Genomic DNA, 25173 nt, shown 5'->3' with positions numbered 1-25173 from the left:
TACGCTTTAACTATGGTACATAACGCTGGATTTTCCAGAAAAGTTACTCATTTTTTGGTGTGGATCTCAATTTTTTCAGAATGATCCATCAAATCAATCATATATGGAAATCAATATTTCAACTTTGTCGCTATAGTTGAACCTTATGCAGCGTATAATTCCGGCACATCTTTTCCCCCAATTCATCAATAGGTGTCATTCGTATGTCAACAAGAGAGACGTTTAAGATCAGTTTGCTGGCCAAAATGCCTAAAGATGTGATTAACCAATTTCTCTCAAAAGATAAGACGCCTTTCTCAGTTTTGTTTTTATCATTGCTGGTTGGTATTTTGGCTGGCTTGGTCGGCACCTATTTTGAACAGGCGGTACATCTAGTCTCAGAAACTCGTACCGATTGGCTAAAAAGTGAAATTGGCAGCTTTTTACCACTCTGGTTGGCTGCGTTTCTGATCAGCGCATTTCTCGCTTTCATCGGCTATTTTCTTGTCCACCGCTTTGCTCCTGAAGCTGCGGGATCTGGTATTCCAGAAATTGAAGGGGCGATGGATGGCATGCGCCCCGTGCGTTGGTGGCGAGTATTGCCCGTGAAATTTTTTGGCGGCATGGGCGCGTTGGGCTCAGGTATGGTGCTCGGCCGCGAAGGTCCTACAGTACAAATGGGCGGCGCCGTTGGGCGGATGATCTCCGATATTTTCCGTGTCAAAAATGAAGATACGCGCCACTCATTGCTGGCTGCGGGTGCGGCAGGAGGTCTTGCTGCCGCATTTAACGCGCCTCTTGCTGGCATTATGTTTGTGATCGAAGAGATGCGACCGCAATTTCGCTATACCCTGATCTCGGTACGTGCGGTGATCATCTCTGCAGTAGCGGCCAACATTGTGTTTCGCGTGATCAACGGACAAGATGCGGTGATCACGATGCCACAATACGATGCGCCGGAATTGTCGACGCTAGGGTTATTCTTACTTCTTGGTGTCCTATTTGGCGTATTTGGCGTGCTGTTTAACTATTTAATTACCCTTGCCCAAGATCTGTTCGTTAAATTTCATCGCAATGACCGTAAACGCTATCTATTAACGGGTTCAATGATCGGTGGCTGTTTCGGGTTATTGCTACTCTATGTACCTGAGTTAACGGGTGGCGGTATCAGCTTAATTCCCACTATCACGAATGGCGGCTACGGAGCGGGTATTTTATTGCTGCTGTTTGTTGGCCGAATTTTTACCACTTTACTTTGCTTTGGCTCAGGTGCGCCCGGGGGGATTTTTGCTCCTATGCTCGCACTAGGTACCCTGTTTGGTTATGCCTTCGGCTTGATCGCTAAAGTGTGGTTCCCAGAACTGAATATTGAACCTGGGATGTTTGCGATTGCTGGTATGGGTGCATTATTCGCCGCAACCGTGCGGGCACCTATCACGGGTATTTTATTAGTGATCGAAATGACCAATAACTATCACCTGATCCTGCCACTGATTATTACCAGCTTAGGTGCGGTGATTTTTGCCCAGTTACTGGGTGGCCAACCCATCTACAGCCAGCTATTACATCGCACTCTGAAAAACCAAAAATTACAGCAACAAGATTTACCACCGCAGAGCCCCAACTCATAAAAGTCAATTTGCCTAAAGTAAAGGGAACCCAGATAATAGCCGCTCGCAAAACAAGCGGCTTTTTATCATTTTAAAATCAGGATTTTTATACCTAAACGACTTGGCGTTGCAGCATCAAGTAGGAAGGGGATACTAAGGAGTAGCAATTGAATTGGCATAGATTTACCCAAGTACAGAACGTGCCCCCTTCACAAGCCGCATTAGCGTTAGGCATGATTGGGCTCGGCCATGCTTGGGTGCTCTATTATCCCGCCGTTGGCATGGTGATTCGCCCCTACTTAGCATTCAGCGGAGCCTTGTTACTACTCCCTGTGCTGCTCAAATATCTTCATTGGCGTACTTTCATTAATGATCTTAGGCACCCCGTATCAGGGAGTTTAATGGCTCCGATGAGTATGGCTTTACTCATCCTATGCGACTATCTCGCGATTCTATCTCCTTTCATTGCCTATCCCATCTGGGCGGCAGCCTTATTACTGCATTTAACCATGATGACGCTGTTCTTCTATTTTCAGCTGCGCCAATTCAAGCTCGCAAACATTGTGCCTAGTTGGTTTTTGTATCCCGTCGGCGTCATCAGCAGTTCACTTGCAGGCACCCAATTTGGACACACCCTGTTTTCGGAAACCATGGTTAACGTCTGTATCGCTATCTATTTCGTCATGTTGCCGCTCGTACTTTACCGGTTGGTGTTTGCGGGTACATTACCGAAAAGAGCGCGCCCCACACTGGCGATTATGGCCGCACCCATTAACCTGACCTTAGCCACTTATCTGGTCAATTTTGCGCAGCCCGACCCGATTCTGACAGGGGCTTTAGCGGGCATTGCCATAACCATGACTTTACTCATCTACCTCTGTTACCTGCGTTTACTGCGACTACAATTTCAGCCCTCCATCGCGGCAGTCACTTTTCCATCGGTCATCAGTGCGGTTGCCATGCAACGATTGACCGAGTTTTTCGCTACCGATCATCCACACTGGTATTGGCTACACTATTTCGGCTTTTTAGAGGTCACGATTGCCACTTTGTTAGTTGCCTGGGTCTCTTGGGGATATATCAAAATGTATTGGCCTGAATTATTTAAAAATCGCTCAGTAAACTCCTAAATTATTTTTAATATCAGAATATTCTTCGGGGTAGAGTCCCTACCCCTAATGATTTTTCCTCCCCTCACCATCGAGAATTATTAATTATTCTAAGTTGCTAATAAAAATAATTTTTCCCAGATGACAGACGTTTTTAATCACGCAATATATCACTCGTCAGCTGGCGTTAAATTTTTTATAACTAGGATATATTGCGATGAACAAGCCTCAACTTCCTGATTTTATTCAGAACAAGATAGATCACTATATTGAAAATTATTTTGATATAAACAAAAACGGTAAACACCTTGTATTGGGTAAACAAGCCAGCCCTGATGACATTATTTTGCAAAGTAATGATTATCTCGCATTGGCCAATCATCCGTTGATCAAAGCTCGTTTGGCGAAGTCATTACTGGAAGAACAACAAAGCTTATTTATGTCAGCCTCATTTCTACAAAATGACTATGACAAACCCATGATTGAGAAACGTTTGGCTAAGTTCACAGGCTTTGATGAATGTCTATTATCTCAATCTGGTTGGAACGCAAACGTCGGTTTATTACAAACCATTTGCCAGCCCAATACGAATGTTTACATTGATTTTTTCGCGCACATGTCGTTATGGGAAGGGGCGCGCTACGCCAATGCTCAGGCGCATCCTTTTATGCATAATAACTGTGACCATTTACGTATGCTAATTCAACGTCATGGCCCTGGGATCATTGTCGTAGACTCGATTTACAGCACGTTAGGTACGATTGCACCGCTAGCGGAACTGGTCAATATCAGTAAAGAGTTTGGCTGCGCCTTATTAGTCGATGAATCCCACTCTTTGGGCACACATGGCCCTAATGGTGCAGGTTTATTGGCAGAATTAGGCCTCACTCGTGAAGTGCATTTTATGACCGCAAGTTTGGCCAAAACCTTTGCTTATCGCGCAGGAGCCATTTGGTGCAACAATGAAGTGAATCGCTGCGTTCCTTTTATTAGTTATCCAGCGATTTTTAGTTCTACTTTGCTGCCTTATGAAGCGGCAGGATTAGAAACGACTTTAGAGATTATTGAATCTGCGGATAATCGTCGTCAGCATTTAGATCGTATGGCAAGAAAATTACGCATAGGATTATCCCAGCTGGGATTAACCATTCGCAGTGAAAGCCAAATTATTGGTCTAGAAACAGGAGATGAACGAAATACCGAAAAAGTTCGGGATTATTTAGAAAGTAATGGAGTGTTTGGCTCAGTATTCTGCCGCCCGGCAACTTCAAAGAATAAAAACATTATTCGCTTATCACTCAATAGTGATGTGACCGATGAGCAAATCGCCAAAATAATTGAGGTTTGCTCTGATGCGGTCAACTGCGGTGATTTTTATTTTCGTTAAATGCATAAATAACAAAAACTGCTAAACGTTATTCCTAAAGAATTTAACGTTTCCTTGCATAAGCCGTGGGAGAACTCGTTCTCCCACTTTTCTCTAAAATATACCCAAACAACTTGGAGTTGCAGGTAGGCGGCAAGAGAGTGAATCCCCATGAGCATAGATAAACTATGTGATTGGGGTGAGCGAACGTAGCCAACACCCCTGCAGCTTCAAGTAGGAAGGGTATAGCTACACCCAAGCTGCCACTTTATTTAGCAATACATCACGGTCAGCAGGCTTCACAATGAAATCATTCATGCCGGAGGTTTGTACCAGAGCCAAGGTTTTGGGGCTGTTATCACCGGTGTAACCAATGATCGGAATATTTTTATATTCATGCTCAGAGTCGCGAATTAAACGCGTCGCTTCTAATCCCCCGACATTCGGCATTTCAATGTCCATCAACACTAAATCGATGTTTTGACTCTCCATATGCTTGAGCACTTCACTACCATCGTTGGCTTGCACCACTTCATAACCTTGTTGCTCAAGCAAAATAGCCGTAAAAGTTCGGATCGATTGATTATCATCAACCACCAAAATACGTCGTTCATGCCGACTCTTTTGCAAGGGGATCACGTTACGATTCATCGATAAGGATTCTTGCTCAAACAACAAGCGTTCGATGATTTTCCGCGGCTTTCTGAGAATAGAATGAATACTGATCGGTTGGATGCGCAGATAGCGGTTAATGTTTACTGCGTACGTTTTGCCCGGATCATACACATAGCCGATACAGCCTTCTGCAAAACTCAATGTCCCTTCAAGTTTCGGCAGTAGTTCTCCCTGCGCCGTAGCGTCATCAAGGTCGAGCAAAATAAGGTCGAACTCAAACTCATAATCTTGGCGTCTTACTGCTTGCTGCGCAGAAATAGCGGTAAAACCAAACTCATCTTCTACTGCGAGCTGATTTAACTCTCGAACGATAGCTTGATTTGAGCCGATATAAATGAGCGATTTGGTTTTCAGCAGTTCTGTTTTTATCTCGTTAACCGTATCGGAATCGTAACGAGGAAAGCTCAATACGAATTCTGTCCATTGACCTTGTTGAGACGCACAGCGAATCGTTCCCCCAAATGCGGTCATCACTTTGCGGCAAAATGGCAATCCTAGCCCATAGCTGCCATTTTTACCGAAGGTATAGAAATCACGGAAAATGTCTTCCAACATCTCTGGCGCAATCCCCACGCCGTTATCACGGACTCGAATAAGGTTATGCTCACTAGTTTGTTCAATGGAAATACGAACCGAGAAATGCTCTTTTTGGTAATAGAAGGCATTTTTCAACAGGTTAAATAGCGCATAAGTCAGTAGAGTATCACTGCCAAAAAAGTCAAACGGCTGATGCACTTCAAGCTCTACCGAGTGCTGGTCCGCTGCATTTTTATACGGAAAAGTTTTCACTGCTTTTTCAATCACATCTACCACTGAGTGTTTTTTAAAACTCGCCGGAGAGACACGGTTTTCATCAATCGAGGTGAGCAGCAAATCAATCGCGTTATTGCCAGAGTAGATGACATCATCAGCTTCATTCAAAATTTGATGCAGCAGATCCAGCTCTTGCGCATCCAAGGAATAATCCGTATGAGCTGCAGTTTGCGGTTTAGGGATCATGGTTCGCACAACATCAATCGACGTTTTCAAAGCGCTGAGTGGATTACGCATTTCATGGGCAATCCCCGCTCCGAACGTTTTGGCAATCGACACTTTGGTCTCATGAGAGATTTGGTTACGGAAAAAACATAAATTCCCAAATACATAAGTAAACAAAAAGATCGGTATGTATTGCCATTCAATCAAAGTCGTCGGGTGAAAATCCGTCAAACCATATACCGCAAGATAGGCCACCAACACAGAGAAAAGTGCTTGTAACGCCATCACTCTCGTATCGTGCACTAAGAGAATATGCAGAAAAATGGACGCCATAAACGACATGGCCCAAATTGTCGACCAGTCATTCATTAACATCATAAAAGCGAAGAAAAAGGGTAAGCAGAAACCTATGGTGAATAAAAAATAGCCCGGCATATACCGCTGCCATTTCTTAGGCATCGAATCACGAAACACCAGCCCACCAAACAGCACCGCTGCCGCACAGCGCAGCCCTAAATTTTCGTAAGATTGCGGAAACCAATATTCCCAGATGAAGTAGTAGGCAGGAAAGCCAAGCATGCCCATCCATCCGACTAAGGACAGATTAGGTTCTGCGTATTGATACACTCTCTTTATTACATCCATGCTCACTATCACTACCGTTGCATTCTCTTGCTAATCATCAACATGCACACACTTTACCGTTTCGCTAGCTAGAGGTCAGTGATAACCATCAAACCCCTATCTTTTATCTTATGTGATTAAACGCAGCGTGCTACCCATTCTTGTCGCCAACACATCCAATCTTAGACCGATCTGCTCTTTCAGCTCGGTAACATGAGAGATGATTCCTATCGTTCGGCCACCTTGCTGAAGATCGATTAGGGTTTGGATCGCTAAATCTAAAGATTCCGGATCCAAACTACCAAAACCTTCATCAATAAACAGAGTATCAAGACGGATACCGCCACTGTAAGACTGCACCACATCGGATAAACCAAGCGCAAGCGATAAGGCGGCCATGAACGATTCACCACCGGACAAGGTTGCCACATCACGCCATTTACCGCTGTAGCTATCTTCGACCATCAAATCCAGCCCTGAGCCTACATTACCTTTAGCGCGTTCCTCTTTACGTTTGAGTAAATAGCGGCCTCGGCTCATTTTCATCAGTCGTTGAGAAGCTTGTAACAAGACATCATCCAGCAAAACACCAAGCACAAAGCGATGTAAGCTGACTTTAGCGCCCGTTTTGCCATTCGCAATATCACTTAAGGTGCCCACGACCTGATATTCGGCTTCTAATGCACGATTTTTCTGGTACAGATCCGCCAGTTGCTTGGCGACACGTTGCAAACCATCCATCCGCGATTGATGTTGCGTAAACGCCTGCAACGCCAGTGCCATTTTTTCTTCAGCTTGAGTTACTTTGACAAGAAGTGGTTCCAGCTCTGGGCGATTTTTCTCTGCTAATTTACGTGATAAGGCTTGCTGTTCGCCACTGAGCATCGCACTGCGCTCTTCATACTGGGCGATTTGGCGCTCGATATTGACGATAGCCTCATCGGTTAAACGAGCGGCAAGATAGGCGGACTCATCGCTAAATCCAGAATGGAGTAACCCTTGCTGCCATGCGCTTATGGTTTCCTCCTGCTGACGCTGAGACTCACGGTGCGCTTCAATCGCCGCCTGATAAGCCGCCTGCACACTGGCAAACTGCTTTTGCGCCTGCACCCACTGTTCAAGAGCCGTATGCTCCGCTTTTTGTAAGATTTCTATTTGGTTCTGCACACGCCCAATCGCGCTTCGTAAAGTATCAAGATCGGACAGCTCCGGTGGGATTTCTTGGCGCAAACTCGCCAATTCCGCCTGTAACTGAGCCAAAGTCTGCCAAGCTTGTTGCTGGTTTTGATTCTGTTTTTCGAGCGTCATTTTGGTGTGCGCTAACCGCTGCTCCCCCTCTTCAATCTGCCGTTTCAGCAAATCAGGGTTAAGCTGTTGTAGCGCAGCAATATCACTGTGAAGTATCTGTTGCTGTTCAATGAGCTCATTCAATAAAGCCACTTGCTGCAAAGTTAGCTCACTCGATAAAGTCGTGAGATTTTGCGCTATCTGCTCGGTTTTAAACCCTTGTTGTTGCCAAGCATGGAATGCCTCTTGCTGACGCTGCACCCAATCTTGTTGCTGCTGTCTGGCTTGTTCAACCTGAACCTTGGTGACAACGTCACCCGAATATTGCGCTTTATTGGGATGCTCTAAACTGCCGCACACCGGACAAGGTTCATTTTGTGTGAGTGCGAGAGCAAGCTCCGCAGCCCTCTGGGTATGCCATGCGAACTCCAGTTTATCCGCGGTCAGTTTCGCTTGTTCGGCCTGAGTTTGGATGTGGTGATGTTGCTGCTCAAAGCGCAATAAAGCTTGTTGAGCAGTTTGTAATTCATTCAGTAACGATTGTTCTCGCTCGCGAGCCTGAACTTGCTGCACCAACTGATTCATTCGCGCTTTTTGAACTTCTAAGCGCGTCAATTGGCGCTGTTGCTGTTCCCATTCGAGTCGTTGGTTTTGTAGCTCTTGCTCTAGCTTTTCGCTCGCTTGCTGCAAATTAAGCGCATTTTGTGTCGCCAGTTGCAGTTCACGCTCAGCCTTGGCCACCGCTTGCTGAACATTTTCTTGTGCCAGCAATTTTTGCTCAGCACGCTGCCACGTTATGCGTAGCTCGTTTAATTTGGGTACTTCTTCACAGGCTAAACTGGCTTGCTGACTGGCCTGTTGAGCCTGTTGCTGCTGAGCTTTCGCCTGTTGCAACAGAGTTTGCTGCTGCTCAACCTTAAGTTTGGCTTGCTGTAGGTTTTTTTGAGCTTGGTGCCACTGTTGATGGACGGCGGTTAAACGCGCTGCTTTTTGGGCTTGCTGGCGTTGCTGACGCAGCATTTCGATGTGCGAAGCCTGCTCTTGGTGAGTCGCGATTTCTACCACCAATTGCTGCTTGCGGATAAATTGTTGTTCTAACTCAAGCGCAGCTTGATAGTGTGCTTTTGTTTCATCCCACTGCTGTTGCTCAGCTTTGAGTTGTGATTGCGCATGGGTTAATACTGGGGCCAGTTCGGTCAACTCGGTTTGTAACTGCTCTTCACTTTCCAGTCCGACGACACTTAACGTACCTTTGATCTGCTGATCAAACTCTTCTTTCTCTTTACGAATACCCGCGGCGCGCTCAAACAGCGCCCGTTCAATTCGGCTGTAGAGCTGGGTTTGAAAGAGCTGACCAAAAATCTGCTCACGCTCTTTTGAATTGGCGGTTAAAAGCTCACGAAACTTGCCTTGAGGCAACACCATGACTTGGCGAAATTGCTTAACATCAAGTCCTATCAATTCGACCACCGCCTTCGCGACAGGATTGGGCTTGTTGGCAATCAGCTCGTTTCCATCCGCTTTCAGTGCAACCAAAGTAGCGGAATGGGATTTCTTCGTCATCCCTTCACCCCGTTTTTTCGGGATCTCTTGATCGGGCTGACGGGTGATTTGGTAACGCGCCCCCGCCAGCTCAAACTCAAAAATCACTTCGGTGAGAGACTCAGGGGCCGCATAATCGCAGCGCATTTGGTCGCCGGTGCGCTCACTGCCTGTGGTTTCGCCATACAAGGCGTAGCAAATCGCATCCAGAATCGAGCTTTTTCCTGCACCGGTTGCCCCATTGATCAAAAACAGTGGAGCATCACCCAACTTCGTAAAGTCAATCTCTTCTCGTCCGGCAAAAGGGCCGAAAGCTTGGAGGATAAGTTTTAACGGACGCATGTTAAATACCCTCCGCTTTCAGGCGCGTAATCACCTCGATCACCACTTTCTCTTGCTGCTCACTCAGAGGTTCACGTTTCGCCTCAAGGAAAAAATCACGAAACATATCCAATTCCCCTCGCGCCAATCGTGCCTTGCCCATCTCTTGATCCACACCAATCAACATGCCCGGCTTTTCAAGATGCAGCACATTCGGATAAACCTGACGCAGCTTTTCCATCGGGTCGAGAATGGCATGCTTATCCAAAAGACGCACTAGCAGGTAATCATCTGCCTGCGGGTCGGTGGCTCCCGCCGCAAGAATCGCCTCCAACTCTCCCTCGATAATGCGCATTTGATGAGGCGCGGTGAGAGGAATATGCGTTGCGCTAATAAAACCTTGCTGACCCAGCTCTACCAAGGTAGCGCCTTTGTTTTGGTGCTGCTCACCGAAGCTGTATTTCATCAATGAGCCAGAGTAGCGAATGTGTTCCGCGCCTTTCATTTGCGGCTGGTGTAAATGCCCAAGCGCGACGTAGTCAAAAGGCAAAAAATGGCGATGGTCAACACGATCTGATCCACCAATCGATAATGGCCGCTCAGATTCAGACTCCATCGCGCCATCGACAAAACAGTGGCTGATCAATACGTGACGTTGTGACGGATTGCGCTGAGCAAGAATACTCTCGCACAAAAATTGGTGTGCAGCATCATGCGTGGTGATGTCGTTGTGATAGTAGTGGCGCACTAACTCAGGGTCGTGATACGGCATTCCCCAGAAAGCGACCTCGCCCGCTTGCGGTGAATGCAGCACAAGTGGCTGCATCATCTGTTCAAAATCAGCAAAGATATGTAAGCCCGAATTTTTCATTTGCTTCGCGGCAAAGCCTAAACGCTTCGCACCATCGTGATTGCCCGGGATCATCAATAAAGGTGTCTTCAACTCGCCACAGATCACGCTGACTACTTCATCCAATAAATCAATCGCCGCCGTGGGTGGAATCGACCGATCATAAATATCACCAGCGACAATCACAGCATCCACCGGATTGTCGCGCAGAAAGTCGATCAGTTGTGCGAGAACAGCGCTTTGATCATCTAATAATGAGACTTGATGAAATTGGCGACCAAGATGCCAATCCGAAGTATGTAGAAACTTCATGCCTTGCCTGTGGGAGGAAACGAAAACTGGCGCATATCATACCTTTATTTTGTTTAAGTGCGCACCTTTAACTGACGTGGAATGAGCTCGATCCCCGTTTGATAACGTTTCGCCGACGCGTTCAGCGCCAAGGCTAATGCGCTATCGGCAATCAATTCAAATTGCTGAGGCAGAGAATTCACTCGGATGGGTAAAAAGTCGAGTAAGCGGTTATCACCAAAGGTCGCTAAGCGAACTTTTTGCATCAATTCTGGCTGCTCAAGCAAAACATCAAGAATGCCTTCAAGGAGCGTATAGGATGTTGCCACCACCGCATCAGGCAACTGATCATTCGCCACCCATTTGGCAAATACTTTACGCCCCTCTTCACGGTTAAAATGCTCACCATAACCTAGAGTGGTTGGTAAACCGCGCTGCTTAACCGCCATGGCAAACCCTTGTTCACGTTCACGCGACACATTCAGTTCGGGCAGAGCGCCAACCAAACCGACGCTGTGCACATCCTGAGTAAGCACGGAACGCGTTAACTCAAATGCCGCGCCAAAGTCTTCACTGATTACGCAGGAGAAATACTCATCATCCAAGGCACGGTCAATCGCAATCACAGGCGTTCCGGATTGTTGCAGCTTGAGGTAATACTCGCTGGCACTCGGAATTCCACTCGCCACAAACAGAGCGTCGATTCGGCGAGAGACTAAAGCTTCAGCCGCTGCCATTTCAATTTGTGGATCATCATCGGAACAAGCGATCAAAATTTGGTAGCCGGCTTGCCGCGAGTTCTGTTCAAGTAATTTTGCCAAACGCGCATAACTGGTGTTTTCCAGATCCGGAATGATTAAACCAAACGAGCGGCTATTGCCTGCACGCAATGCCGATGCGGCATGATCCGGCCGGAAATTATACTGCTCCACCACAGCCATCACTTTGTGCTGCGTTTTCTCACTGATCCGATATTTCTGCGCCTTGCCGTTGATCACATAACTGGCGGTGGTTTTCGATACGCCAGCTAATTTCGCGATTTCATCCAGTGTCATAAGGGGTTCTCGTTTTATGTGCGTCTGATCATAGAACGCGATTTTTGATCCTAGCCTGGTGTTGAATTATACGCTGAATCGATTCAGTATTAAAGCTGAAAGGATTCAGCAAAAGTACCGTTGATTCACAATCTCGCCCACTACACAGGTCAGATTGTGTCGAGTATCCAGCAGCAAGATCGTGAGTATTCGAGGTTTTGCTGAATTTTTTTGCCCTTTGAGCTGAACCGATTCAGCTCAAAGGAAAACGAGACGGGATGAATGACAAGGTATTGCTTCAACTGAAAACCTGCAGTGATAAACCACATCCCGCCTATAGAGGCAGACAGGAGTTAAGAATGTTAGAACTCACTACACAAGATATTCAATTGCAGCAACACTTTGCGAATAAGCAAGCTGCGATTCAAGGACTGGCTCACGCGTTGACCGCGAAAGGCCTAGTGGCAGAAGGCTATGCGCAAGGTATGCTCAATCGCGAAGCACAGCATTCCACCTATCTCGGTAATGGGATTGCGATTCCGCATGGCACAACCGATACCCGCGAACTGGTTAAACAGACAGGTGTCACCGCCATGCACTTCCCGCAAGGTTTGGATTGGGGAGACGGTAATCTGGTGTATGTGGCCATCGGTATCGCCGCGAAATCGGATGAACATTTGGGCATTCTAAAGCAGCTGACCAGAGTGCTGTCTGCCGATGGCGTTGAGCAAGCGCTCCAACAAGCCAAAACAGCGCAACAAATCATTGCCATTATCAAAGGTGAAGCCCAGTTAACCGCAGATTTTGACGCTTCGTTGATCCAATTGCAGTTTCCAGCCAGTGATATGGTGCAAATGAGCGCTGTCGCGGGGGGATTGTTGAAAAACACGGGCTGCGCAGACAATGAATTTGTTGCCGACCTAGTCACTAAAGCGCCGACTCATCTGGGACGCGGTTTGTGGTTAGTTGCCAGCGATCGCGCAGTAAAACGGACTGGGATGTCGATTGTCACTACAGCCAACCATTGTGAATATGAGCAACAAGCGGTGAAAGCGCTGATTGCGTTTTCGGTGTGTAATGACGTCCACCAGCCTCTGCTTAACACCATTACTCGGTGCGTGTTTGAGCAAAAACAAGATCAACTCTTGCAGGCCGATGTTCAGCAACTGCTTAATCTGTTTAGCGGCAACGCTGAACAAACCATCGCTCAGCAAACAATAGCTGTGGGAACGATCACTGAGGAAACGATAGCCGCAGAAACGGTGGCGGAGCCTGATTCTGCTCGCACTCATACGGCGACTTTCCGCATTAAAAATAGCCATGGTTTGCACGCTCGTCCCGGTGCGATGTTAGTCGCCGAAGCCAAGAAGTTTGAATCTAATATCCGAGTGTCTAACCTGGATGGCGATGGTCAAGTCGTCAATGCCAAAAGCTTGATGAAAGTGATTGCACTGGGCGTAAAACACAATCATCAGTTGCAGTTCACCGCAGAAGGCCCAGATGCAGAAGCCGCGCTGCAAGCGCTAGGCGTGGCGATCAATGCTGGCTTAGGCGAAGGTTAAGGGGCATCACATGACAAAAAAAGTGGTCACCATCACCTTAAATCCAGCGCTCGATTTAACGGGCAGTGTAAACCAGCTTAACGTTGGCTCAGTCAGCTTAGTTGGCCAAAGTTCACTGCATGCCGCGGGCAAAGGGGTAAACGTTGCCAAAGTACTCAGTGAACTTGGCGCACAAGTGACAGTCACGGGCTTTCTTGGCCGAGATAATCAAGAACTCTTCTGCCAACTGTTTGAGCAGTTGGGCGTACAGGATGCGTTTATTCGCATCGCGGGAGCGACGCGTATTAACGTCAAACTGGTTGAACAAAACGGCGCAGTCAGTGACATCAATTTTCCCGGTATTCAGGTGACGGAAGCGGATATTGAGGCTTTCGAAGCGACCTTACAGCGTCTAGCACAAGATCATGATTATTTCGTGCTCGCGGGCAGTTTGCCACAAGGTATCTCACCACAGCGCTGCGCTGGATGGATTGCCCAACTGCGCAGCATGAATAAAAAAGTACTGTTTGACAGCAGCCGCGATGCACTGTTGGCAGGATTGGATGCTAAACCTTGGCTGATTAAACCCAATGATGAAGAGCTTTCTCAATGGTGTGGTCGCAAGCTCACTACCCTAACCGACTGCCAGCAAGCCGCCGCCGAACTTGCTCAAAAACAGATTGAAAACATTGTTATTTCGATGGGGGCCGAAGGCGTGATGTGGCTGCACGAAAACCAATGGTTGCATGCAAAACCACCCAAAATGCCGGTGGTGAGCACAGTCGGCGCAGGCGATACGCTGGTTGCTGGTCTATGCTGGGGACATATGCAACGTATGGAAAAAGAATCTTTGCTCCGTTTCGCAACGGCCTTGTCTGCACTTGCGGTAACCCAAGTCGGCGTTGGTCTTGGTGATTGGGAGCAACTCAATACCCTACAACAACAAATTCAAGTATCTGCACTCCATCCTACGATGGGTGCCTAAGGACAGAAGGTCGTGAAGATGAAAATAGCCATTGTAACCGCATGCCCAAGTGGCGTTGCCAATAGCATTATTGCGGCGGGTTTACTGCAGCAAGCCAGTAAAACGTTAGGGTGGGAAGCCTATATCGAATGTCACTCAACAGTGATTGCAGGCCACACCTTAAGCGAAGAGGAAATCAATAAAGCCGATCTGGTCATACTGGCCGCTAACGGCGAGATTGATATGCAGCGTTTTGTCGGTAAAAAAGTCTACCAAAGCCCTATTACCGCCTGTACTTCCGATCCCGTCGGTTACCTTAAGCAAGCCGCAGAACAAGCGACTGAACTCAGCTCCGAGCAGGCAACACGCTGTGATTCCCCCTCCACAGCGCCTGTTTCTGCCAAAAAAATCGTCGCCATTACTGCTTGCCCAACGGGGGTTGCACACACCTTTATGGCAGCGGAAGCACTAGAAGCGGAAGCGACACGTCAAGGCCATCAGATCAAAGTTGAAACGCGTGGTTCAGTCGGTGCTAAAAACCAACTGACGGAGCAAGAAATTGCTGCCGCCGATCTCGTGATCATCGCGGCCGATATTGATGTTCCTCTGGATCGCTTCAATGGTAAAAAACTCTATAAAACCAGTACTGGCCTCGCGTTGAAGAAAACCGCGCAGGAGCTCAGTAATGCCTTCACGCAAGCGAAAACTTTTTCAAGCTCTGCCAACAGCGCGACTAACGACAAAGCAGAAGAGAAAAAAGGCGTGTATAAACACTTGATGACGGGCGTATCGCACATGCTGCCTGTCGTGGTCGCTGGCGGTCTTATCATCGCGCTCTCTTTCGTATTTGGTATTGAAGCGTTCAAAGAAGAAGGCACTTTAGCTGCTGCTTTAATGCAGATTGGCGGAGGTTCAGCATTTGCACTGATGATTCCGGTGCTTGCTGGCTACATTGCATTTTCTATTGCCGATCGTCCGGGACTGGCTCCGGGGTTGATTGGCGGTATGCTCGCAAGCTCAACGGGCGCCGGTTTCCTTGGCGGTATCGTTGCAGGTTTCCTCGCGGGTTACAGCGCCAAATTTATCGCCGATAAAATGCAACTGCCTCAATCAATGGCCGCGCTAAAACCGATTTTGATCATCCCGTTTATTGCCAGCTTATTTACCGGATTAGTGATGATTTACGTCGTGGGCGGCCCCATGTCGAGCATCATGAGCGGTATGACCAACTTCCTAAACAACATGGGTTCAACCAACGCGATTTTGCTCGGTATTGTGCTTGGTGCCATGATGTGTTTCGACTTAGGTGGCCCAGTGAACAAAGCCGCATACACCTTCGGCGTCGGCTTACTCGCCTCACAAACTTATGCGCCAATGGCCGCGATCATGGCAGCAGGTATGGTGCCAGCATTGGGTATGGGCTTAGCAACCTTTATCGCGAAAGACAAGTTTGAAGCGGGAGAGCGCGAAGCAGGAAAAGCCTCTTTTGTTCTGGGCCTATGTTTTATCTCTGAAGGTGCAATTCCTTTTGCCGCCAAAGATCCAATGCGTGTGATCCCAGCCTGTATGCTGGGTGGAGCCGTGACAGGCGCACTCTCTATGCTATTTGGCGCGAAATTGATGGCGCCACACGGCGGTCTGTTTGTGCTCTTGATCCCGAATGCGATAAGCCCGGTGCTGCTGTACTTGGTCGCGATTGCTGTCGGTACGGCGATTACCGGTTTTGGCTACGCTATGCTGAAAAAGTCGGCACAAGCCAAAGCGGTCGCGGCTTGATCTGAGTGCATGGTGAAAGGCGTACTTAGTGACATAAATGCTCAGTGAAAATGAAAAAGCCAGTGGAATTCCGCTGGCTTTTTTATCTCTAAACAACTTAAAGAGCGTTTTATACCTAAAAAACCCAAGTGGCTTCCCCATGAACATCGATTGCCTATGTGCATGAGGATCGGAAAATAGCCAACACTTTCACTGCCCTCAAGTTAGGCGAGAAGATTCGGACTATTTTTTAGGGCTTGGATGTTTGGGTTGAATATAGTGGCGAGAGACATCCACTACCGCGACATCTTTAAAGAAGCTGCGCCCCAGTAGCAGTGGATAAGTTAAGTGCGTGCGATCGGTCAAAGTAAACTCCGTTTGCTCTTTCAAATCACCAATTTGGATCCATGCCACCACAACGGCTCTACGCTGCGCTTCCTCGGCACTCGATTGACGAATTCTCACCCAACGTTCGACGGGTAAACTTAACTCCTCACTGCGAATGTTGTCGTGCTCAATACGAAATTTCACCCAATCCTGTCCGCCACGTTCAAAAGGCACGATATCTACCGCACTGATCGATGAGGTGGTCGCCCCAGTATCAATTCGTGCTTTGAAACTCTCTTTCAAACCCGGCAGATAAACCCACTCTTTATCGCCTAATACTATCTTGCCATCAGAAGTTTTTGTCGCTGTCGAAAAATCATCTTTCTCTTCAAACGAGTGTGCAGGCTCAAGCAAGGGTAAAGTCTCGACCAGAGGAGCATTAGGATCGACGATCTCTTCAGGCACGGTTACCACAGGCTGAGCTTGCGTCTCCACCACCTCAGGCACTTGTGCCGGTGTAGATGGCACCGGATTGGTAGCGCAAGCCACCAATCCACTACTTAACATTAATGGTACTAACAACTTCAGTGGTTGACTCATACTTTCACCTAATCAAATACCACCCTTCCTGATTGGGCATATTGCTGTCATCTTCATTTACGACACATGAATAATAGCATTGGCCACATAAGGAATGTCTTTTTCGGTCAGCCCTGCGATATTAATTCTGCCATCTGCGACACCATAAATCGCAAACTCTTCACGCAGCCTTCCCATCTGCTCTGCACTGAATCCTAGTACAGTAAACATGCCTCTATGGCTCTCAATGAAGTCGAATTGTCGCGTATTGTGTTGATTTCTCAACTCATTACACAAATTTTTGCGCAGAGTTAACAAACGTTGCTGCATTTCACTCAACTCTTGTTTCCAAATTGCCGTGAGCTGCTCATCTCTTAACACTGTTTTGACGAGAGCAGCACCGTGATCGGGCGGCATAGTGTAAGTGGAACGCGCTAAGGTCAGCATTTTTCCGCGTGCATTGGTCACCTCTTGCTGATTTTTCCCAATCACAATCGCCGCTCCCGTACGCTCACGGTACAAGCCGAAATTCTTAGAGCAGGATGTCGTGATCAACATCTCTTCCATACGCTCCGCCATGTAACGCAAACCCTGTGCATCTTGTTCTAAGCCGTCACCAAAACCTTGATAGGCGATATCGACAAAAGGGATAAAGCCGTTTTTCTGCGCCAACTCAGTGATCGCTTGCCACGCAGAAAAATCGATATCGGCACCTGTCGGGTTATGACAACAACCATGCAGTAACACCACATCTTTCGTTCCCGCTTGTGCCAGATCGGCCAACATTTGTTCGGTATCCACCATTTTGGTTTCACGGCTGAAATAACGGTAGTAACGTACTTTCAGACCAGCCGCTTCCATCACGGGCTTATGGTTGACATAACTAGGATCGGTGATCCACACGGTAGTATCCGGTTGTGCCACACGCATCAAATCCCCCAGCATACGCAGCGCGCCGCTGGCTCCCGGAGTCTGGATTGCAATCGTGCGCTCCACATCCAAGGTTGAACCTAATACGAGCTGCATCATGCTCTGGTTGAACTCTTCACAACCGGCAAGGCCGACATAAGATTTGGTTTTTTGGCTTGCCACCACTTTATCTTGCGCCAGCGCAACGGCACGCATAATTGGCGTTTCGCCAAGACTGTTTTTATAAACGCCGATTCCAAGATCCACTTTTTGTGGACGAGAATCATTGCGAAAGGCGACGGAGAGAGAAAGTATTGGATCTAAAACTGGTGCTGGTAAATGAGTAAACATGAAAGTCACAACCCTTTGAAATTCAGGTAACAACTCACAAAGTAAACCAGATAAGAGAAAACCGAAAGGGATTTTTTGTTCTCAGTCGCCCCTTAAACACTAGAGCGCTGAGAATAAGGACTTACAAGGTAAAGCGATGAATCACTTGATTCGCACTGCCCCGCCACTCTAGCCCAGGATCAGCCTGCTCTTGGATAAATTTGCCATCCACCAACACATCAATGTATGGCAGTAAAGCTTGTTGGCTATCATCCAATTCCGCCAAGGTATATCCCGTCCAGAGCCAAATATCTTTATCTGGGCACTCGGTTTTTACCCGCTGCACAAGCTGTAACACCACTGATAAATTGGCAGGATGCATCGGATCGCCACCCGAGAGCGATAATCCACGGCGTTTGATACGTGTGTCTTTCAAGTCCGCAATGATTTTATCTTCCATCTCTTGGGTATAGCGATGTCCAGACGACAGCGACCACGTGCTTTGGTTATAACATCCTTTACATTGATGAACGCAGCCGGAGACAAACAGCGTGCAGCGTGTCCCCGGCCCGTTAACCACATCAATCGGATAATATTGATGGTAATTCATACTGTTACAGGTGTTTTACCCGACGTTTTACTTCTTCTTGCTTACCGACGTTAAATGGGCGTGCATCTGGACTGCCCAAATAACCGCATACTCGACGCGTCACTGAGACTTTGGTCGGCTCATGATTGCCACATCGCGGGCAAACAAACCCTTTACTGGTACAGTCAAATTCGCCGGTAAAACCACACTCGTAACATTCATCGATTGGCGTATTGGTCCCGTAATACGGCACGCGGTGATAACTGTAATCCCATACGTTTTCGAGCGCTTCTACGTTACGTTGCATGTTCGGGAATTCGCCGTAGCAGATGAATCCACCACTTGAAATTTCCGGATATGGCATTTCAAAATCGATCTTGTCGTACGGATTCACCTTCTTCTGAACATCCAAATGGAAGCTGTTGGTGTAGTAACCTTTATCCGTCACTCCTTCCACCACGCCAAATTGCTTGGCATCAATTCGGCAGAATCGGCTGCACAAGTTTTCACTCGGTGTGCCATACAGGCTGAACGCGTAACCAGTCTCTTTTTTCCACTGCTCAACCGCGTTGCGCAGATGTTGAATGATTTTCACGGCTTCTTCGCGCAGTTGAACATCATCATAAACATGCTTTTGCTGACCAAACAGCGCCATGATGGTTTCATGTACACCGATATAACCCAATGAAATAGAAGCACGGCCATGTTTGAAAATATCCGCAATCGAATCATTTGCTTTCAAACGCACACCACATGCACCTTCCATATATAGGATTGGTGCAACACGTGCTTTCACATTTTCTAAACGGTTAATCCGAGTATCTAATGCGCGGCGAGCAAGTTTCAGTTTGTCATCCAACAGAGCATAGAATTTGTTTATATCGCCTTTCGCCTGCAAGGCAATGCGTGGCAGGTTCAAGCTTACAACGCCAAGATTATTACGCCCTTCATGGATCAACTCCCCATTTTCCTCATAAGGATTTAGGAAAGAGCGACATCCCATCGGGGTTTTGAATGAACCCGTCACTTCAACCACTTTGTCGTAGTTGAGAATGTCTGGGTACATGCGTTTAGAAGCGCAGTCTAACGCGAGCTGCTTAATGTCGTAGTTAGGATCTTCTGCTTTGTGGTTGAGTCCATCTTTAATCGCAAACACCAGTTTCGGGAATACCGCCGTTTTACGGTTTTTACCCAAACCTGCGATGCGATTTTTCAGGATCGATTGCTGGATCAAGCGCGATTCCCAGCTTGTGCCCAGACCAAAACCAAAGGTCACAAACGGTGTTTGCCCGTTTGCGGTATGCAGCGTGTTGACTTCATACTCCAACGATTGGAAAGCGTCATAGCACTCTTTTTCCGTGCGCGCCTTAGCAAACGCTTCAGGGCTGTGAATATCCCATTCGCGGGCAATCTCTAAATGCTTTTCGTAGCTTGCCGTCACATAAGGAGCCAGTACTTCATCAATCCGGTTGATGGTAGTGCCACCATAAATATGGCTCGCGACTTGAGCAATAATTTGCGCGGTAACTGCCGTTGCGGTTGAAATTGACTTAGGCGTGTCAATTTCAGCATTACCCATTTTAAACCCATGAGTCAGCATGCCTTTTAAGTCAATCAACATGCAGTTAAACATCGGGAAGAAAGGCGCGTAATCCAGATCATGATAATGAATATCGCCCGACTCATGAGCTTGCACCACATCACGTGGTAAAATTCGCGTTTTGGCATAATGCTTGGCGACAATACCCGCCAACAAATCGCGCTGAGTCGGGATCACTTTGCCATCTTTATTGGCGTTTTCATTGAGCAGATCCGCATTGCTTTCTTGGATCAGACCTTCGATTTCTTTGGTCAGCTTGCTCTGCTTCTCACGCGCGACATCGCGGTCATGGCGATATTCAATGTATGAACGAGCTAATGCTTTGTACGGGCCTTGCATTAGCTCGTTCTCTACTAAGGTTTGAATCTCGGTGATGTGTACCTCATCGTAATCTCGCAGTTTGAGTTCAACGGCTAATGCCACATTGAGTGCGTAGATAGCGATTTCCTGATCGGCATGTTCCGCAGCACTTTCTACAGCAGCTTGGATACGATCCCTGTTGAATGGCGCTTTTGAGCCATCACGTTTGATTACGATAGGTTTCACCTTCTCTCCTTACCCAGCATACTCACAGAGTTATCCACAAATACACTATATAGGGCTAATTTTTCTGCGACTGACACTATATGTTGTGGCGTATTTAACGAAATGCATCAAGTGAGAGTATTGATTTAGATCAACGAAAACCGACCAATGAACAAGATCAATGCGATCTTATTGGGGAAGATCTCAAACCAGAAAGAAACCTTGAAAATCGTGATTTTTGTGATGGGGCAACCTTGAACTCAATGAAGTATTGTCAGACGCATTGCTACGCTTGAGTGAATCCCCAAACCGCTGGAAAAGTGCGAAATACACGCCCCGAGTTTAACGTCTAGAATACCGATTAAGTTCTCATTTTCTGATGACCGCTCAAGCATGAGCTCCCGCACGTCAATCATGCCGCTTGCTACAGTACAACACAGTACCCAAGCGACTTGACATTGTAGATCGGCGTAAAGTGAGACGTTACTGAATATCTAACTTATTGAGTAATGAAGGATAACCCCAGCCATCATGGCCAGCCTCAATACTTTCTCCCGTTAAATACTCATAAAGTGTGGGAGCCAAAGAGCCATTTTGTTCCGATTGTAGTGCCATCGCATTAGGCCCAATCGGTTTACCCCAGAATCCCAAAAACGCATCTTTTTCTAAGTAGCTTTCACCAGCGTGTCGTCCCGGCACTTTGGTGTTGTATCCGACGCCCTGCTTAGGGAAGAGATTCATCGTGCCGGCACGATCTTCTTCATAAAGTGCCGCAAGCTGATTCACAGAGTCAGGACGAGGAGTGAAGCGGGTTAGCTGCCGCCATTCCTGCTCATCACACCAAGTCGCTATGTTCGCTTCTTCAGCACGATAGAGACATTTGTCCACCAACTGCGCGAACTCTTCGAGAGCCTTGGCTTGAGGCTTAGGTAAATATTGATTCAGTTGCTGTAGCTGTAATAGCTGAGGTTGGCCTTGCTGTGACGTGTAAAAACGCTTATTACCCACTAGGCGTATGATCTCATCCAAGCGCTGACCTTCTCGCATGCCGATCACCCGCACAGCACAATCATCCACAGTACAGGTTTTCTCTCTAACCACTAAGTAATCCAAGCTATCCCCTAAACGAACAAGGCTTTCACTAACAATATCAAGGGGTTTGTCACTCTCTTTGGGTTGCCACTGGGTCAATTCTTGATAAATAGGTTGTGTTGCCCACCCTGCCGCTGAATTAAAGAAATCGAGCATGAAGTTACCTCCGGCAGTCGAGGCCACTACAACATCAATCTTCTGATAACTGGGCGCATTAAGAGCATTGGTTAATTTCGGCCCCTCTCCTTCATCGGAGGAAATTTTCTCCAGCGCAATCTTAATCCCCAGATCTTTTTGTAATGACTCAAAAATTTTACGTTCTGGATTTAAGGTGCCGTAAACGGGAGCTAAACCGTGATCGCCCGCCATTCCCCATAAAGTACGCTCATAAATTCCAGCTTTTTTGTATGCAGCTTCTGTTTCTCTCAACCAGTAATCTAAGCGATTCAATTCTCCCGTTGGCATGATCACCTCATCGCTAAACGGTCCAGCGAAATGGGCAAAATGGTCGGGCCAAGGATTATAAATCAGCGTGTAATCGGGCATGCCAAAGATGTCCCGCTCAGCATATTCAGCCAGTTGTTGCTCAAGGCGTTGCTTTAATGTCGCTCGCGTTAATACCATCCATTTCGACGAATTTTGGTAAGCGGTGATCTGCTCAATTAATTTCGCTCTTAATGGGGTAAGTTGACGTTCCACCTCCGCCCTTTCATTTAATTCTCGCAAACAACGCTTTTCACCGAAATCACGTAGAGCTTCGCCAGCACCAAGATTCACCAGTCCATCGTAGGTAGTATGTGCATTCCAATCATACTGAGCGTTACAGTTGAGTGTTTTCAAGTAATCTAGGCGATCGAACATTGTCTTCACTCCTCGTTCATTAACTAAGCGATCGAGCTGCAAAGCATCGTTGCCAAAAAAGTAGTAAGCGCGATCTGCTTGACGATCAACGAAGTGGAAATTGGGAATACCAGTACCACCAAGCCCAGAAACCTTAGCGCCAGTTTTGATGATAGGTAAATTACGCACACTGATTGTCGGTGTCGAAGAGATACCGACTTGCACAATGGTTGGACGATAATGTTGATAAAGCTGTTTGAAGAAGGGCAAATAGTAAGGATCTTGATAATTTTGCTCAGCCAAGGTGGAGAGGAAACGGACTTGTTGCTTATGCTCTAGCGGCTCCGTCAGCGTTGAATTCAGGTTTTTTTCAGCTTGTTGATGTTCTGCATAGACTTGTTTGATAAAGGGGGTTTCTGGGTGAACAAGCCCTTCAATCAAGCCTTGCTGCAAACCATCCACTGTCACTTGTACCGCAAAACGGCGCTGCTGTTGTGAAGTTAAAAAAGTGACTAATTGCTCAGGGTCACTATCCAATGTTTTGTTTAACCACTCTTTTAAACGCGCGGTGCGCTCTTCCTGATAAAGAAATTGTCGATATCCTTTCAGCACATTCAAACGCACAAAATCAATTAGGCTAACCGTAATCGCTTGCGCTTTGTTGTTCACTTTATTGGCGTTTTCTGGTTTCGCATCTTCTAGAACCGACAGAAGTGCATGTTTCATCTCCCCCTCATCCATGCCGTTGGCCGTTTGACGCAGAATATCCACAACAAGTGGTTGAATTTTTGAGACTAAGGCTTTATCAGCAGGCGTATCCGACAAATACTGGTATTGGGAAGGCAGTTGTTTGAGATCACGCCACTCACCAATCTGTACTAGAGCGTCATACAAGGTCACCATAGTCGCAATAAATTCACTGTCGACTTTAATTCCTTCTTGGTGAGCTTGATCTTTACTATGTTGGCTTTGCTCTGTCACTACAGGTTTGCCAAGCTGAAACAAACTATGTTCAAACCCCTTTAAGGCTGGCTCATCATACACAGTGGATAAATAATTTTTGAATTGATCTTCCGTTGCCATGCCGGTGTAGCGGTCATAATACTGATAAAGAAAATATCCCAACGGGATTGCATAGCTGGGATCGGAAATTTGCTTTATGACTCGCGCTTTCGTTTTTACGTCCAATGGTAAGGTGAGGATATAACTATCCAAAGTGAGACCAGCTATAGTAAACAGCGCGGTATCGCGTGTTAATCGAGTTGAATAACTCAACGAGTTGGTGATTTGATGCTTAAAAACATGCGCCGAGTTATACACGCCTCCCACAAGAGGCATTGATTCCACTGCGCCATTTACTGAAAAGGGTAAACATCCCAAAATAGCCATTATTGAGAGTCTTGTATATTGATGAGATGAGTACATAATCTTTCCTATTTCAGTTTGATAATGCGTCAATTTAAAGGTTAAAGCGCTTGAAAAACCAACACTCTGCCTTCGATAACATAATGAATCAACACATGTTTCGTAATTCTGACTTTATATCGCTTTATTCTTGAAATATTTTTCTATCACACCATTCTATGCAGTATGGCAACTAAAAGTATTGAAATGCGCAAAACACGTAGACATTGGGGGATTGATACGGTCATGAGAACGAGAAACCAATGAAAAGAGCAGCGGACTTAGCCGACAATATCTGCCTAAAAGCACCTCGATAGCAACACTCACTCAAGCAAAGTGAACGTAATTGCACACAAACTTAACAGCAGACCCAAAGCTCGTCTGGGCTGTAAAACACCGGAGGAATGTTTTGTTGGATATTATAGCTGATCGTTGCGCTTCAAACTTGATACTAAGTTAAAGTAACTCGCTATCCACATTTGATAACGATACACGCTTCTCAGCCTCATTCGTCATCGTATCCAAGCTGTAACTAGAGCCTGATAAGCTGAAGCGAGATACCTTAAAGTGACCACTTTCCATCGGGATAGCGATCCCAAATTGTTTACTTTGTTTCGCGGTTCTCTCAACCTGATCAAAGTTGTCAAAGACAAACACATTCTGGTTACCCATTCGATCTCCACACACAAGGTTAAGATTGAGAGCACCAGATTCGGCATTTACCAACACAGGGTATTTATTGCCCTTAGTACAAGTTATATCAACAGTAATTAAGAATAAGCACTGCTTGTTTTCAAAGTAACAATATTTCCCAAACACATGACCACTGTTATTAATAGTTGCTGCGTAATAGTAATCGTCACCATCCGTGTTTATTACCCAGTCTTTATGAATAACCTCAGCAGCAAAAATAGGAAAGCTGGATGATATTGTAAATAAAATGAGTAAGAGTTTTTTCATACATTTATCCTCAGAGTTAAACACTATCGCTGCATTATATCTAATATCAACTATGTATCATATTTGGAGTTTAGAACAGTCTTAAGCTAACG

16 protein-coding genes are annotated in these 25173 nt (G+C 46.6%); 6 read left to right on the top strand and 10 right to left on the bottom strand.

Going from position 1 to position 25173, the window contains the following annotated elements; all coding sequences use genetic code 11:
* Positions 1 to 203 precede the first annotated feature (203 nt).
* The 3 genes from clcA to cqsA all read left to right on the top strand — a co-directional run bounded on the left by clcA (position 204) and on the right by cqsA (position 4085).
* On the top strand, positions 204 to 1610 hold the full coding sequence (clcA, locus tag F0316_RS19620) for a H(+)/Cl(-) exchange transporter ClcA (RefSeq protein ID WP_069503695.1): 1407 nt from the start codon (positions 204 to 206) through the stop codon (positions 1608 to 1610).
* A 146-nt stretch (positions 1611 to 1756) separates the two neighbouring features.
* Positions 1757 to 2719 (top strand): TDT family transporter, encoded by a 963-nt coding sequence (locus F0316_RS19615; protein WP_001104009.1) that lies wholly within the window; start codon positions 1757 to 1759, stop codon positions 2717 to 2719.
* A gap of 196 nt (positions 2720 to 2915) precedes the next feature.
* The gene (cqsA, locus tag F0316_RS19610) at positions 2916 to 4085 is read left to right on the top strand and encodes an alpha-hydroxyketone-type quorum-sensing autoinducer synthase (protein ID WP_001039913.1); all 1170 of its coding nucleotides are present in this window, start codon (positions 2916 to 2918) and stop codon (positions 4083 to 4085) included.
* Between the two features lie 228 nt (positions 4086 to 4313).
* Here the strand turns inward: cqsA and cqsS are convergent, their stop codons facing one another.
* The 4 genes from cqsS to cra form a co-directional block, all read right to left on the bottom strand.
* Positions 4314 to 6374, bottom strand: coding sequence for a quorum-sensing CAI-1 autoinducer sensor kinase/phosphatase CqsS (gene cqsS / locus F0316_RS19600; protein WP_001897118.1), 2061 nt, complete (start codon positions 6372 to 6374; stop codon positions 4314 to 4316).
* A 96-nt stretch (positions 6375 to 6470) separates the two neighbouring features.
* Positions 6471 to 9512 (bottom strand): AAA family ATPase, encoded by a 3042-nt coding sequence (locus tag F0316_RS19595; RefSeq protein ID WP_149560862.1) that lies wholly within the window; start codon positions 9510 to 9512, stop codon positions 6471 to 6473.
* A 1-nt stretch (position 9513) separates the two neighbouring features.
* The gene (locus tag F0316_RS19590) at positions 9514 to 10653 is read right to left on the bottom strand and encodes an exonuclease SbcCD subunit D (protein WP_032475109.1); all 1140 of its coding nucleotides are present in this window, start codon (positions 10651 to 10653) and stop codon (positions 9514 to 9516) included.
* Positions 10654 to 10706: 53 nt separating this feature from the next.
* Positions 10707 to 11687, bottom strand: a complete 981-nt coding sequence (cra, locus tag F0316_RS19585) for a catabolite repressor/activator (protein WP_000171125.1) — start codon at positions 11685 to 11687, stop codon at positions 10707 to 10709.
* A gap of 338 nt (positions 11688 to 12025) precedes the next feature.
* Here cra and fruB point away from each other — a divergent pair, with 338 nt between their 5' ends.
* Genes fruB through fruA form a run of 3 tightly spaced genes read left to right on the top strand, consistent with a single transcriptional unit; the run spans position 12026 to position 15947 of the window.
* Positions 12026 to 13228 (top strand): fused PTS fructose transporter subunit IIA/HPr protein, encoded by a 1203-nt coding sequence (gene fruB / locus F0316_RS19580; protein ID WP_149560861.1) that lies wholly within the window; start codon positions 12026 to 12028, stop codon positions 13226 to 13228.
* Between the two features lie 10 nt (positions 13229 to 13238).
* Positions 13239 to 14192 carry a 1-phosphofructokinase gene (gene pfkB / locus F0316_RS19575; RefSeq protein ID WP_001897104.1) on the top strand — a complete coding sequence of 318 codons (954 nt, stop codon included), beginning with the start codon at positions 13239 to 13241 and terminating at the stop codon, positions 14190 to 14192.
* 18 nt (positions 14193 to 14210) lie between these two features.
* The gene (gene fruA, locus F0316_RS19570) at positions 14211 to 15947 is read left to right on the top strand and encodes a PTS fructose transporter subunit IIBC (protein ID WP_172626092.1); all 1737 of its coding nucleotides are present in this window, start codon (positions 14211 to 14213) and stop codon (positions 15945 to 15947) included.
* 222 nt (positions 15948 to 16169) lie between these two features.
* Here the strand turns inward: fruA and F0316_RS19565 are convergent, their stop codons facing one another.
* The 6 genes from F0316_RS19565 to F0316_RS19535 form a co-directional block, all read right to left on the bottom strand.
* Complete coding sequence (locus F0316_RS19565) at positions 16170 to 16853, bottom strand: ATP-dependent zinc protease family protein (RefSeq protein ID WP_000082072.1); 684 nt, start codon at positions 16851 to 16853, stop codon at positions 16170 to 16172.
* A 57-nt stretch (positions 16854 to 16910) separates the two neighbouring features.
* The gene (locus tag F0316_RS19560; RefSeq protein WP_033932051.1) at positions 16911 to 18092 is read right to left on the bottom strand and encodes an amino acid aminotransferase; all 1182 of its coding nucleotides are present in this window, start codon (positions 18090 to 18092) and stop codon (positions 16911 to 16913) included.
* Positions 18093 to 18213: 121 nt separating this feature from the next.
* Positions 18214 to 18681, bottom strand: coding sequence for an anaerobic ribonucleoside-triphosphate reductase-activating protein (gene nrdG, locus F0316_RS19555; protein WP_001106211.1), 468 nt, complete (start codon positions 18679 to 18681; stop codon positions 18214 to 18216).
* 4 nt (positions 18682 to 18685) lie between these two features.
* Positions 18686 to 20806 (bottom strand): anaerobic ribonucleoside-triphosphate reductase, encoded by a 2121-nt coding sequence (nrdD, locus tag F0316_RS19550; protein WP_053055823.1) that lies wholly within the window; start codon positions 20804 to 20806, stop codon positions 18686 to 18688.
* A gap of 462 nt (positions 20807 to 21268) precedes the next feature.
* On the bottom strand, positions 21269 to 24055 hold the full coding sequence (locus F0316_RS19545; protein ID WP_001131708.1) for an alkaline phosphatase family protein: 2787 nt from the start codon (positions 24053 to 24055) through the stop codon (positions 21269 to 21271).
* A gap of 522 nt (positions 24056 to 24577) precedes the next feature.
* Positions 24578 to 25081 carry a hypothetical protein gene (locus F0316_RS19535; RefSeq protein ID WP_149560859.1) on the bottom strand — a complete coding sequence of 168 codons (504 nt, stop codon included), beginning with the start codon at positions 25079 to 25081 and terminating at the stop codon, positions 24578 to 24580.
* Positions 25082 to 25173: the final 92 nt, after the last annotated feature.

This window comes from Vibrio cholerae (assembly GCF_008369605.1).
Lineage (GTDB): Bacteria > Pseudomonadota > Gammaproteobacteria > Enterobacterales > Vibrionaceae > Vibrio > Vibrio cholerae.
This window is presented reverse-complemented; position numbering and strand designations above follow the sequence as displayed.